Origin of the sequence: Tepidimonas sp., from assembly GCF_029335975.1 — a bacterium.
Classification (GTDB): domain Bacteria; phylum Pseudomonadota; class Gammaproteobacteria; order Burkholderiales; family Burkholderiaceae_C; genus Tepidimonas.
The window spans coordinates 1-13,325 of sequence record NZ_JARJMT020000098.1 but is presented as its reverse complement, the minus strand read 5'-3'; the positions used below and the strand labels follow the sequence as shown (position 1 = coordinate 13,325).

Annotated in this window: 11 protein-coding genes; 8 read left to right on the top strand and 3 right to left on the bottom strand. The window is 65.4% G+C overall.

Going from position 1 to position 13,325, the window contains the following annotated elements; genetic code table 11:
* Positions 1 to 254 precede the first annotated feature (254 nt).
* Genes P3W97_RS05420 through P3W97_RS05410 form a run of 3 tightly spaced genes read right to left on the bottom strand, consistent with a single transcriptional unit; the run spans position 255 to position 2,688 of the window.
* The gene (locus tag P3W97_RS05420; protein WP_300844533.1) at positions 255 to 1,061 is read right to left on the bottom strand and encodes a metal ABC transporter permease; all 807 of its coding nucleotides are present in this window, start codon (positions 1,059 to 1,061) and stop codon (positions 255 to 257) included.
* Positions 1,058 to 1,795: an ABC transporter ATP-binding protein gene (locus P3W97_RS05415; RefSeq protein WP_300844531.1), complete on the bottom strand. Its 738-nt coding sequence runs from the start codon at positions 1,793 to 1,795 to the stop codon at positions 1,058 to 1,060. Before P3W97_RS05415 ends, P3W97_RS05420 begins: the two co-directional genes overlap by 4 nt.
* Positions 1,792 to 2,688 carry a zinc ABC transporter substrate-binding protein gene (locus tag P3W97_RS05410; RefSeq protein ID WP_300844529.1) on the bottom strand — a complete coding sequence of 299 codons (897 nt, stop codon included), beginning with the start codon at positions 2,686 to 2,688 and terminating at the stop codon, positions 1,792 to 1,794. Before P3W97_RS05410 ends, P3W97_RS05415 begins: the two co-directional genes overlap by 4 nt.
* 332 nt (positions 2,689 to 3,020) lie before the next feature.
* Between P3W97_RS05410 and lexA the strand changes: the two genes are divergently transcribed.
* The 8 genes from lexA to P3W97_RS05370 form a co-directional block, all read left to right on the top strand.
* Positions 3,021 to 3,617 carry a transcriptional repressor LexA gene (gene lexA, locus P3W97_RS05405; RefSeq protein ID WP_300844527.1) on the top strand — a complete coding sequence of 199 codons (597 nt, stop codon included), beginning with the start codon at positions 3,021 to 3,023 and terminating at the stop codon, positions 3,615 to 3,617.
* A 46-nt stretch (positions 3,618 to 3,663) separates the two neighbouring features.
* Complete coding sequence (gene imuA, locus P3W97_RS05400) at positions 3,664 to 4,341, top strand: translesion DNA synthesis-associated protein ImuA (protein ID WP_300844525.1); 678 nt, start codon at positions 3,664 to 3,666, stop codon at positions 4,339 to 4,341.
* Between the two features lie 115 nt (positions 4,342 to 4,456).
* Positions 4,457 to 5,794 (top strand): DNA polymerase Y family protein, encoded by a 1,338-nt coding sequence (locus tag P3W97_RS05395; protein ID WP_300844523.1) that lies wholly within the window; start codon positions 4,457 to 4,459, stop codon positions 5,792 to 5,794.
* Complete coding sequence (locus P3W97_RS05390) at positions 5,706 to 8,948, top strand: error-prone DNA polymerase (protein WP_300844535.1); 3,243 nt, start codon at positions 5,706 to 5,708, stop codon at positions 8,946 to 8,948. The genes P3W97_RS05395 and P3W97_RS05390 overlap by 89 nt, the downstream gene beginning before the upstream one ends.
* 532 nt (positions 8,949 to 9,480) lie before the next feature.
* Complete coding sequence (locus P3W97_RS05385) at positions 9,481 to 10,869, top strand: cytochrome c (RefSeq protein ID WP_300844521.1); 1,389 nt, start codon at positions 9,481 to 9,483, stop codon at positions 10,867 to 10,869.
* Between the two features lie 4 nt (positions 10,870 to 10,873).
* On the top strand, positions 10,874 to 12,100 hold the full coding sequence (locus P3W97_RS05380) for a hypothetical protein (RefSeq protein ID WP_300844519.1): 1,227 nt from the start codon (positions 10,874 to 10,876) through the stop codon (positions 12,098 to 12,100).
* Between the two features lie 33 nt (positions 12,101 to 12,133).
* Positions 12,134 to 12,559, top strand: coding sequence for a cytochrome c class I (locus P3W97_RS05375; RefSeq protein ID WP_300844517.1), 426 nt, complete (start codon positions 12,134 to 12,136; stop codon positions 12,557 to 12,559).
* Positions 12,556 to 13,325: FAD/NAD(P)-binding oxidoreductase (locus P3W97_RS05370; protein ID WP_300844515.1), on the top strand; the 770-nt coding region annotated here is incomplete at its 3' end. The genes P3W97_RS05375 and P3W97_RS05370, both read left to right, overlap by 4 nt.

Sequence of the window (13,325 nt, the reverse complement as noted above, 5' to 3'; positions counted from 1 at the left end):
GTCGGTTTCTCCACCGTGCAGCAGGGCATGGGCCTGTGTGGCTTGCGCGTCTTCTTGGTCTTGCGTTCGAATCCCGTCGCACTGCTCTGAAGGCTCATCTGTTTCATGCCGACACTGTCTCACATCCGCCCGCTGTCGAGGCGGGTTTTGCCGGCGTTCCCTAAGTCAGTAGCCTTGCCTCGGCGCGGCAAGCGCCGGGATTGAAGGCGGCGGTAGGGCGGGAGGCGCTTGGTGCGCCGAAGAGCCGCGCCGGCTCAGCCGCGGCGCCGGGCCAGCGTGGTCAGATACGCCAGCGCCGCCAGCACCACGATGACGGCACCCCCCGGCGCGTCGGCCTCGTAGGCGAGCGCGAGACCGGCCACGATCTCGACGGCGGCCACCGCCACCGCCAGACCCATGGCTGCGCCCATGCCGCGGCCCAAGCGCAAGGCCGTGGCGGCCGGCAGCGTCAACAGGGCCAGCACCAGCACCAGGCCCACCGCCTGCACCAGCACCACCACGGCCAGCGCAATCATCACCAGCAGGCCTTGTTGCAGCGCCTGTACCGGCAGGCCGCGGGCGCGGGCGAATTCCTCGTCGAACAGCGCCGCCACCAGCGGCCGCCACAGCAGCGCCAGGGCCAGCAGCAAGGCGGCGTCCAGCACCACCATGGCCAGCACCTGCTCGCGGCCGACCATCAACAGGTTGCCCAACAGGTAGCTCATCAGTTCGCTCTGGTAGCCCGGCGTGCGGGCGATGGCCAGAATGCCCACGGCCATGCCCACGGCCCAGATGGCGCCAATCATCATGTCTTCGCGCTCGCGACCGCGCCGGGTGAGCCAGCCGATGAGCAGCGCCGCCAGCACCGCCGCGATGGTGGCGCCCGTTAGCGGCGAGCCGCCCAGCCACTGCGCCACCCCCATGCCGCCCAGCACCGCATGCGCAATGCCGCCGGCCATGAAGCTCACGCGTTTGAGCACCACCAGCGTGCCCACCACGCCGCTGCCCAGCGCAGCGAGCAAGCCGGCCAGCAGCACCCATTGCAGAAAGCCGTGCTCGGCCACGGCGTGAAAAAAGCTCATGGCGCCTCCCGTGTCGGCCCGGGTGCCGCTGCGGCATGGCCACAAACGCGCTCCCAGCCCGGGTTCTCCGCCGGCTGGCCTGCCCAGCGCACCGTGGTGCTCAGACAGATCAGGTGGTCGGCCCAGCGCGTCATGGCGTGCAGGTCGTGGGAGACCATGATGATGCTGCGCGTGCCGCGCACGGCAGCCAGCAGGTCGAACAGACTGCCTTGCGAGTGGCTGTCGATGTGGGCGGTGGGCTCGTCGAGCAGCAGCAGATCGGGTTCGCCAGCGAGTGCCCGCGCGATGAGCACGCGCTGAAGCTGTCCGCCCGAGAGTGCCGCGATGGGGCGCTCGGCCAGGTCTGCCGTGTCGGTGGCGCGCAAGGCATCCTCCGCGCGCGCCTGGGCCCGCTGGCCATAGCGTGCGCCCAGGGGCATGCCGCGCAAGGTGCCCTGCAGCACGACGTCACGCACGCGCAACGGAAAGTCGCGCTGGAACTGCGCAAACTGCGGCACATAGCCCACCCGGGGCCGTGCGACCTCGGGCGCGGCGCCCAACACCCGGATGCGACCGCGTTGCGGCGCGAGCAGACCCAGCGCGAGCTTGAGCACCGTGCTTTTGCCGCCCCCATTGGGTCCGACGAGCGCGCAGGCGCTGCCCAGGGGGACGGAAAAACTCACGGCACGCAGGACGGGCGCTTCGCCATAGGCGAAGTCCACATCCTCGAAGCGCAGAGCGTCGGACGGGCTCACACCATGCCGCGCGCGATGGCGGCGGCCGCGCGCCGGGCCTGGCCGATGAAGTCTTCTTCGAGCGGGTTGAGCTCGACCACTTCGCCGCCGATGGCGCGCGCCCCCGACTCGGCTGCGGTGCGCGAAAACTGCCTTTGCACGAAGATCACCCGCACACCCAGCGAGCGCGCCTGCTCGATGAGGGCCGTCAGCGCTTTGGGGCTGGGCTCCTTGCCCTCGACTTCGATGGGAATCATCTCCAGTCCGTAGTCGCGCGCCAGATAGCCCCAGGCCGGGTGGAAGACCATGAAGCGGCGCTGCGTCTTGCCTGCGAGCGTCTGGCGCAACTCGGCATCGAGCGCATCGAGCTCGGCTGCGTAGCTTGTGTAGCCCGCCTCAAACGCTTCGCGTTGCGCCGGGGCCAGCTCGATCAGCGCATCGCGGATGGTTTGCGCCTGGCGCTTGACCAGCCGCGGACTGGTCCAGATGTGCGGGTCACGCGCGCCGCTGGCGGCGGGTTGTCCGTCGGCACCGCGCATGGGCGCAAGCTCGATGCCCTGGCGCGTATCAACGATGCGCAGCTTGGGGAACTGCGACTGAAACCGCGGCACCCAGTTGGCCTCGAAAGGCACACCGATGCGGAAGTAGACCTGCGCGTTGCCGAGCTCCACCAGCTGCGCGGGCGTGGGGTCGTACGTGGCAGGGCTTTGGCCGGGGCGCACCAACACCTCGACCTGCGCCGCGTTGCCCGCCACGCGTTCGACGAACTGCTTTTGCGGCAAGATGCTGACTACTACGCGCAGCGGTTCAACGGCCTGGGCTGCCGCAAGCCGAGGCATCGCACTGGCCGCCAGGCCGCCAAGCAACAAGCGGCGCCGCAACGGCGAGCAAGAGGAATGACGGAAGATATTCATGATCAATCTCTGGAACGGCTGTTATTGAGAATGAATTATAAGTATCAAATTGAAGGTCTCCTCACGCAGTGGCCAATCTCTCCCCCGGCCACATGGGACAAAGCAACGGAGCCCTGACAGATCGTTGGGCGTTCCTCGGCACTGTTGTGCAGCGCCTCGAAGCGCCTTGCCCTTCGTCAGGACGGATGGATCGTTGCGCCACGTCCCCATGGATGCTGCGGCTGCGCCCTACCGCCTCAGACTGTCCATGAGTCCACTGCGGCATAAGGTGGCGCTTGGCATTGGTCAGCGTGACGCTTATACTGTATATAAATACAGTATCTGGAGGATTCATGCGAGAACTGACCGACCGCCAAGCAGAAATCCTCGGCCTCATCCGAGAATGGATTGAGGCCACCGGACTGCCGCCCACGCGCGCCGAAATTGCCGAGCGCTTGGGCTTTCGCTCACCGAATGCCGCCGAGCAGCATCTGAAGGGGTTGGCCAAGAAAGGGATGCTCGATCTGGTGCCGGGCACCTCTCGCGGCATCCGTCTCAGGGATGGCGGCGGCGCAGTGCCGGTAGTCGGCCGAGTCGCCGCTGGCAGCCCCATCCTCGCGCAAGAAAACATCGAGCGCCATGTCCGGCTCGACCCGGCCTTGTTCAGCCCGCGTGCTGACTACCTGCTCACAGTGCGCGGCATGAGCATGAAGGACGCTGGCATCCTCGATGGCGATTGGCTGGCGGTGCACCGCAGCACCGAGGCCTATGCTGGACAGATCGTTGTGGCGCGCTTAGGCGACGAGGTGACTGTCAAGCGCTTCAAAAAGCGCGGCCACACGGTGCAATTGCTGCCAGAAAATCCGGATTTCGAGCCGATCGTGATCGATCTGGCCCACCAGGACCTGGTGATCGAGGGCGTTGCGGTGGGTGTAATCCGCAGGGGTTGAGCCTAGGAGGCTGTTTGCCAAGGCTCGCTCCAGGGAGATTGACCGCATGAGCCCATCGCTGGAATCGATTTTGCAGCACCCCAGTATCTGGCGCGGCAATCAGCCCGCGCAGGCGAGCGAAGCCGCGCTGCCGACTGGCTTTGCTGCGCTCGATGCGGTGTTGCCAGGCGGCGGCTGGCCGCGCGGCGCATTGACCGAGCTGTTGATCGCCAGACATGGGATCGGAGAGCTGCAGCTGTTGATGCCAGCGCTGGCGCGGCTGTCCATCACCGACGGCTGGCTTGCCTGGGTGGCCCCGCCCTATGTGCCCTACGCCCCAGCGCTGGCGGCCGCGGGCGTCGATCTGAAACGCCTGCTGATCGCGAAGCCCACCAGACCAGACGACGCCTGGTGGGCAGCCGAACAGGCGCTGCGCTCGGGAAGTTGCAGCGCGCTTCTGGCATGGCTGCGCGGGGCCGACGAGCGCCGCATGCGCCGCCTGCAGCTGGCGGCCGAAACCGGCTGTGCCTGGGGCGTGCTGTTGCGCCATGCGCGGGCAGCCGAGACGCGTTCGCCCGCTGCGCTGCGACTGCTGCTTGAGCCAGCCCACGAAGGACTCGCGGTGCACGTCCTCAAGCGTCGCGGCGGTCCGGTGAGCCAACCCGTGATCGTGGCGCTTTGGCAAGCGGACGAGATTCGCTGGCCAAAGCGGCAGGCATCCGTGCTGTCGATGGCTCAGTCCTGAAACACAGAGTCTCGAATACAGAGTTTCGAATTCCGTCCGACGGGTTGCCGTTATGCTCTGGCTGGCGCTGCATTTCCATAGTCTGCCTCTTGATGTCTTCACCCGAGGCGCGGCCGTGACCCAACCCTTGGTCGTGGTCGACTGGCAAGGCCAGCGCATCCGGATCATCGCCTGCAACAAGGTCGCGGCCGCCTGCGGCATACATGTCGGCATGGCGGCGTCTGCAGCACAAGCGCTGGCCGATGGCCTCATCATACGTCCGCGCGACCCAGAGGCCGAGCGCGCGTCGCTGCAGGGGATGGCGATGTGGGCGGGTCGCTTTACGCCGTCAGTGACGCTCGCGCCACCCAACGGGCTGCTGCTCGAAATCGGCGGCTGTCTGCGCCTGCACCGTGGCCTGGCTGATTTGCTGCAGCAGGTTCGAGTCGGTGTGGCCGAGTTGGGCTACACGGCCGCGATGGCTTGTGCGCCCACGGCGCACGGCGCCTGGCTGCTGGCCAAGGCTGGTCTCGAGAAAACCGTGAGCGATCTCGCTCAGCTGGAACAATTGCTCGTTGGGCTACCGCTTGCGCTGCTTGAGCAGCCGCCGGCGGTGATCGAAGCGCTGGACCACATCGGCGTATCACGGCTAGGCGACTGCCTGCGCCTGCCGCGCAGCGGCATCGTACGCCGTTTTGGCCAGGCGCTCGTCGACGAAATCGACCGTGCACTCGGCCGACAACCCGAGGCGCGCGCCCGCTTCGTGCCGCCGCCGAGCTTCGAGCGCTCGATCGAACTGCCCACGCCAGCGCACGCCGCCGAAGCGCTGCAGTTCGCCATGCGGCGCTTGCTGCTGGAACTCGAAGGCTTTCTCATGCAACGCCAGGCCGGGGTCGCAGCGCTGGAATGGGTTTGCCACCACGAGCGGCGCGACGCCACCGTACTCAAGCTCGGCTTGGCCAAGCCGATGCGCGACGCGGCGCGCATACAGCTCCTCATGCGCGAGACGCTTGGACGCACACGGCTGCAAGCGCCGGTGCACACGCTTGCGCTGCGCGCTCCTCAGGTGCTGCCGCTTGCGGCGGCGAACACCGACCTCTTCCAGAAAACCCGCGAGGCTGACGGCGAGTGGCTGCTCGAGCGCCTGCGCATCCGCCTTGGACGCGACGCAGTCCACGGCATCGAGACCACCGACGACCATCGCCCCGAGCACGCTTGGCGCCCTGCGCAGGGAACACAGCGCGCAGCCAAGGCCAACCGCCATCGCCCCTTGTGGCTCTTGCCCCGCCCGCTGCCGCGCTGCGTCGACGCGATCACGCTGGCTTCAGGCCCCGAGCGCATTGAGAGCGGCTGGTGGGACGGCGGCGACATCGCCCGCGACTACTATGTGGCGCAGGACTGCAACGGGACGCGCCTATGGGTGTACTGCGATCGCGCGAGCGGAAAGTGGTATGTGCATGGGGTGTTCGCATGAGCCGCGAACACCGCGCGCGCTCCAGCCCAATTCGGTGGGACAAAACCAGGTGAAGGGCTACGCCGAACTCCACTGTGTCTCCAATTTCAGCTTCCTGCGTGGCGCTTCGCATCCGCACGAGCTGGTCGAGCGCGCACACCAGCTCGGCTATGCGGCACTTGCGCTCACCGACGAATGCTCGCTCGCCGGTGCCGTGCGCGCCCATGTAGCGGCCAAAGGGCTTGGACTGCAGCTCATCATTGGCAGCGAAGTCCGCCTTGCGGAAGGTCTGCGTATCGTGTTGCTGGCGACCGACCGCACTGGCTACGGCAACATATCCGCGCTCATCACGCGCGGCAGGCGCGATGCGCGCAAAGGGCGCTACGCGCTGGGGCTCGACGATCTTGGCGATGGTCTGCCAGGCTGCCTGGCGCTGCTGCTGGCCGATCCGCTGCCCAGCCTGGAGCAGGCCCGAATCATCGCCGACTGTTTCCCTGAGCGCGCCTGGCTTGCGCTGGGGTTGTTCCGCGCGCCCGATGACGCCGAGCGACTCGCCGCGGCGGCCGAACTGGCCCAGTCGGCCGGCCTGCCGCTAGTGGCAGCTGGTGATGTGCATATGCACCTGCCCGAGCGCCAGGCGCTGCAAGATACCCTCACCGCGATTCGACTCGGCGTGCCGGTGGCGGAGGCGGGTGATGCGCTCTACCCCAACGGCGAGCGGCATCTGCGCACCTTAGACGACCTAGCCCAGCTCTACCCGCAGGCGCTGTTGGACGAGACGCTCGCGATCGCTGCGCGTTGCACTTTTTCGCTCGAGGAACTGCGCTACGAATATCCAGAAGACGTCGTACCGCCGGGCGACAGTGCGATTGAGCATTTGCGTGACCTGACGGAAGCGGGTCTGCGGTGGCGCTTCCCCAATGGCACGCCCGACAGCGTGCGCGCGCAGATCGAGCACGAGCTCGCGCTGATCGAGCAGCTCCACTACGAGCCGTATTTCCTCACCGTGCAAGACATTGTCCGCTTCGCCCGCTCACGCGGGATTCTGTGCCAGGGACGCGGCTCAGCGGCTAACTCGGCGGTGTGCTACGCGCTGGGCATCACGGAAGTGAACCCTGCCTGCATGGCGATGCTGTTCGAGCGGTTCATCTCGCGCGAGCGCAACGAGCCGCCCGACATCGACGTCGACTTCGAGCATGAGCGGCGTGAGGAGGTGATTCAATATCTCTACGCCAAATACGGGCGCGAGCGCGCCGCGCTCGCCGCCGCGGTGATCCGCTACCGGCCCCGCAGCGCGATGCGCGACGTCGGCCGCGCGCTCGGCTTCGATTCTGAGCAGGTCGAGCGACTGGCGAAATCAATGGCCAGGTGGGACGGGCGACGGGTCCAGCCTGAACGCCTAATGGAAGCTGGCTTCGACCCATCAAACAAAAAAGTCGCGCTGCTGATCCGCTTGGTCGATGAGCTGATTGGTTTTCCGCGCCACCTCTCGCAGCACGTCGGCGGCTTCGTCATCGCGCGCGGCCAGTTGTCGCAGCTGGTGCCGATCGAGAACGCAGCGATGCCCGAGCGCACCCTCATCCAGTGGGACAAGGACGACCTCGACGCGCTCGGCCTGCTGAAGATCGACATACTCGCGCTCGGCATGCTCTCGGCGATCCGCCGCGCGCTCGATCTGGTGAGCGCGCGGCGCGGGCGCCCGTTCGCGATGAGCGACGTGCCGTCCGAGGATCCGGCGGTCTACGACATGATCGGCCGAGCCGACACGCTTGGCGTATTTCAAATCGAGTCGCGCGCACAGATGGCGATGTTGCCGCGCATGAAACCGCGCTGTTTTTACGACCTGGTGATCGAAGTCGCCATCGTGCGACCAGGCCCGATTCAGGGCGGCATGGTACATCCCTATCTGCGTCGGCGCGAAGGCGCCGAGCCAGTCGATTACCCGAGCGAGGCGGTGCGCGGCGTGCTCGAGAGGACCTTGGGTGTGCCCATCTTCCAGGAGCAAGTCATGCAGCTCGCGGTCGTGGCTGCCGGCTTCACCCCGGGTGAGGCCGACCAGTTGCGCCGCTCGATGGCGGCGTGGCGCAAGCAGGGCGGACTTGAGCATTTCGAGCGACGCCTCATCGACGGCATGCGCGAGCGCGGCTACCCAGAAGACTTTGCACGGCAGATCTTCTTACAGATCCAGGGCTTTGGCGAATACGGATTTCCCGAATCGCACGCTGCCAGCTTTGCGCTGTTGGTCTACGCCTCGGCTTGGCTCAAATGCCATGAGCCAGCGGCCTTCGCCTGTGCACTGCTGAACAGTCAGCCCATGGGTTTTTACGCGCCCGCGCAGATCGTGCAGGATGCGTGTCGCCACGGCGTCGAGGTGCGGCCGGTCGACGTGCTGGCCAGCGATTGGGACTGCACGCTGGAGCCCTGCGCGCAGCGGGCAACTGAGTCGTTCAGGACGGGGGGGCATGAGAAGGCGACCGCCCTTCGCCTGGGCTTGCGCCTGGTCAGCGGATTGTCTGCCGAAGGCGCGGCACGCCTGTGCGCGGCCCGTGCGGAAAAACCCTTTGCGAGTGTCGACGATCTCGCCCTGCGCAGCGGCATTGGCCTGCGCGATCTCAAGTGCCTTGCTGCGGCCGGTGCTCTCGAGCGGCTCGCCGGTCACCGCCGCAAAGCCTACTGGGATGTCGCCGGGTTTGAGCGCCCCACCCCCCTCGCCATGGAAAAAGTCCAGGAGCCGCAGCCCGCTCTTGAGCCGCCAACCGAGGAGCAAAATATCCTTGCCGATTACGCCAGCCTTGGCTTGAGCCTCGGCGGCCATCCGTTGGCCCTTTTGCGCACGCGCCTAACGCGCGAGCGAGTGGTCTGCGCAAAGGCATTGCTCGAGCTGCCACACGGCCGTCTCGTGCGTGCGGCCGGCCTGGTCATCAACCGCCAGCGCCCCAGCACAGCCAGCGGCGTCACTTTCCTCACCCTAGAGGACGAGACCGGGCATATCAACATCGTTGTCTGGCGCGACCTGGCCGAGCGGCAGCGGCGCGCGCTGCTGGGCGCGCGTCTGCTGATGGTGTGCGGAAAACTCGAGCGGCGGGGCGAAGTGGCGCATCTCATCGCTGGGCATCTCCGCGATCTGACGCCTCTGTTGGGAAATCTCGTCACCCGCTCGCGGGATTTTCATTGAATGCGCCGCCCGCGGTGATCACATCCTGCCCAGATGGGCCTGCGACCGATTGGCAGGCTGTGGCCATCCCGCTGCCCACGCTTCCTTGCCACGAGTAGAGATCCGCAACGAGGCCGTCCGCCTCGGCACTGTGTGCTCATCAGGATCCGGCAGCGGTGCTCCTGCCGATCTTTGGCCAGGTGCGACTCTGTGGACACCGTCAGCGGATACCTGCGCGCAGGAAGCTTAGTACGAACCGACGCTGAAACAGCAGAAAGTCCAGCGGCAGTCTTGGCCATCTGCTGTCCTGGCCTGTCAGCTCTGTCACAACGCCATTTGCACGACCGCCATCCTGGCAGTCATCAATGACAGCCTTGAAAACCCGCCGTGATCTTTTGACTTCTGGCGACCTCTGCGGCCATCGAAACCGAACTGTTCGCGCAAGCGATACCCGTCAGCTGTAGGCTTGGCACGCTTTTTGTATCACTGTACACGTCGGCAATGGGGGCGGCATCTTCTGCCCCCACCGTGCATCGTGACAGGAGCAAACCCTATGGACCTCATCGGCTTGTATCCGACCTGGCTTGATACCAACATCGGCAGCGGATGGATCGTTGGTCTCATCGCCACCGCCCATGTGCTGTTTTCTCACACTTCGGTAGCGGCAGCGATCTTCTTTGCCTGGCTCGTCAACCATGCCTATCGGCACAACCAGCCTGGACTGCTGGAATTTGTTCGGCGCTACGGCATGTTTTTGCTGGTTTTCAGTTACGTGCTGGGCTCCATCACCGGGCCGGGTATCTGGTTCTCCACCACGGTCGCCAGCCCACGCGGCATCTCGGCGCTGATTCACAGCTTCGTGTGGATGTGGGCGACCGAGTGGGTCTTCTTCGTTATCGAAGTCGCGGGTGTGTATTTGCTGGTGTACCTGGCGGGCAAGGTCGATGTGCGCACCCACACCCGCATCGCGGTGATTTTCGGGCTGACGTCGTACACGACGATGCTGATCATCGTCGGTATCCTCAGTTTCATGATGTGGCCGGCCCGCCCGGAATGGGAGCAAACGGGCGGGGTGCTCAACGCCTTCTACGGGGGCAACACCTTTGCACATCTCGGTATGCGCACCGCCTTCATGTTCACCATCATGGCGGTCGTGGGCGGCATCGTGGCCTCGCGCTTCGAAGACGCCGAGCTCAAGCGCCGTGTGGCGCGGACATTGGCGGTGATCGGCATCGTGTCAGCAGTGGCGGGGGTTGCACTGTTGCAGTGGTACCTGGCTACCCTGCCGCAAACCGCTGCCATCGTGCTGGAAAATCGTCTGCCATCGCGTTTCGTGCCCATGCTGGCAGCGACCGTCGGCGGCACGGTGCTGTATTTCGCGCTGACCTGGGCGCGGCCGCAATGGATGAAACCCGGATTGGCGGCCGCCATGACGATGGCGATTTTGGTGCTGGGGCTGTGGCCCGAAGAAGTCGCGCGCGAATCCTTGCGTAAGCCCTGGGTCGCTGGTCAATATGTGTACTCCAATCAGGTGTTGGGGCGCGACGTGCCGGGTATGGGGGTGACGTCGGAAATCCCCAAACTCGAGGCGCATGGCTGGCTGACTACCCTTCCCTTCCTGCCGCAGCCGCTGCGGACGGTTGGCGACGACAATCGCATCGAAGTCGGGCGCGCGCTGGCGCTGGCGGCCTGCTCCAACTGCCACTCGCTGTCGGCGACGGGCATGCGCCCGCTGACCCGCTATATCGGCGCACAAGCCAGCCAAGACGACATCGCGCAGTATCTACAAGCCGCGCTGACCAGCGGCAACACGCTGTACATGCCGCAGATTCCGCTGCGCGATGAGGAGGCGCAGGCCCTGGCCGCTTTCATCATATCCACCATGCCGGACCGTGCCACTGCCACCGCGGCGGCTTCGGCTGAATTGGCGATCGAGGAGTGATGTCATGACCTCAGAGATGCTTTATGCCCTGCGCGACCCCGCAGGGGTGCCTTCGCACCCGTTGTTGTTCCTCGTTTTGGGCGTCGTAACTTTTGCTTTGCATATTGCAGCCGTACACATCATGTTGGGCGCCTCGGCGCTGACCTTGCGCGGTGCAATGAGCACTCAGGCGAATTGGCGCCGGCTCGCGGCGGCGATGTTGACGACCGCGAAGATCGCTGTATCGGTCGCGATCGTCCTGGGCGTCGCTCCCTTGCTGTTCGTACAAGTGATCTATGACCCGTTTTGGTACACATCCAATGTGTTGTCGGCCTGGTGGGTGATCGGTTTCATCGTCGCGTTGATCGGCGGCTATCTGGCGATGTACCGGTTTTACTGGGGCAATCCGGACCTAGCGCGCGACGGCGGACGCGGCGCGCCGTGGATGATCGTGTCGGTGGCACTGCTGCTGCTGGTGGGCTTCATCGTGCATAGCCTGAGCAACCAGATGCTGTACCCAGAAGCCTGGATGCAATGGTATGCCCCGAACGGTTCGATCGACCCGAGCGGGCGCAGCCTGCACGAGTGGAATCTGGCTCGTTTTGGATTTTTCATCACGCTGGCGGCTCCCGTGACAGGTGCCTGGCTGCTCGCTTACCGCCGCTATCTGATCGGCGCGGCTGAGACCGATGTCGCCTATTTGGCATGGCTGCGCGCTTTGGCGCTGCGGCTGGCCCTGGCGGGTGGGGCGGTGGCTGCCTTGATGGGAGGGGTATGGATGGCAACGCTGCCGACCAAGATGGCTTGGTTTGCGACGTCGCCCTGGACCGCTTTGGCTGCGGCTGCACTGCTGGCGATGGCGGCGCTGCCGCTGAGCATGGGACAGCGGCTGGAGCGAGGCTACTGGGGTTATGGCGTTTTGGGACTGAACGTCGTGGCGCTGCTCGCGATTGGTGCAGCGCGCGAGGCTTTGCGCTACGCCACATTGCTCGGCACGCACGGCTACGACGCATTGGACTACCGCATTCAAATGGACTGGTACAGCACGGTGCTGTTTTTCATCACCTTCGCCACCGTCGGCGGGGTGACGCTGGGCTACTTACTGACCGTGGCTTGGCAGGCCGGACAACATCGGGATGGGGTCTATACCCCTGGGCCGCGGGTGACCGCTTTGGGCCAATGGTCGGTACGGCTGCTGGTGCTGTGGACGCTGGCCTATTTCGGGATTGGACTTTGGGTTTGGCTGCGCTGAGGAAGCGCACACCCAGCAAGGAGCACGCAGAGCATGAATATCTTCTCACAAACCGCCTGGGGGGGCGCGCTGAGGACGGTGCTGTTGATCGCCGGGCTAAGTGGCATCGGTATGGCGGTGGCCACTGCCATGTCGCCCAGCGCTGCGCCGACCCGCCCCACCCCATCTGCGATGACTGGTCCATCCGAGGTCGGTGCGGAACCAGTGCTGCGCGGTGACGTGATGGCGCACAGCTGCGCGGCCTGCCATGGAACCTACGGCCAGCTCGGCGACGAGGCTTTCATGCCGCTGGCGGGTATGCCGATCGAGCAGTTCGTGCGCACGATGCGGGATTTTCGAGAGGGCAAGCGCCCATCGACTTTGATGGGCCATGTGGCACGTGGCTTCAACGATGCCGAACTGCTGGCGATGGCTGAATTTTTCGCGGCGCAAAAGTCGCTGCAAGGAGGACAACCATGAACGTTTCCGATCCCGCCGCGGCCGTGGGCCGGCGCGCCTGGATGGGGCAAGCCTTGGCGCTGCTCGCTACCGCTGCAGCGCCGGCGTTGGCATTTGCCAACGTCCCCGCGCGCATCGTGATCATCGGAGGCGGCGTCGGCGGTGCGACGGCCGCCAAATATCTCAAGCTCTTCAACCCAGCGCTCGACGTCACGGTCATCGAGCGCAATCCGATCTACATCCGGCCGTATGGCTCGTCCGAGGTGCTCACCGAGCACATCACGATGGCAGACTTGGAGGTGCGCTACGACACTTTGCGTGACAAGTATGGAATCCGGTTCGTGTTCGACACGGCAGTCGCGCTCGACCCGGTAAAGCGCGTCGTCACCACTGCGGGCAAGCAGCGCCTCGAATACGACCGGCTGATCGTCTCGCCCGGCATTGAGCTCCTGTATGAGGCTTACCCCGGCTACAGTGAACCGCTGGCGCGCACCGTGGTGCCGTCGGGCTGGATCGCGGGTGAACAGACCGCTTTACTCGCTCGGCAACTCAAGGCCATGCGGCCAGGCGGCGTTTTCGTCTTGGCCGCACCACCCAATCCATACCGGTGTCCACCAGGCCCTTATGAACGGGCAGCGCTGGTGACCGAATGGTTGCTGCAGCGCAATCCCACGGCCAAGGTCATCATTGTTGACCCCAAGGACGCATTCGTCACCGATGAAACGATGATGCTGGGCTGGCATCGTCTCTACGGCTTTACCCTGCCCGACGACTATGCAAAAAAAAT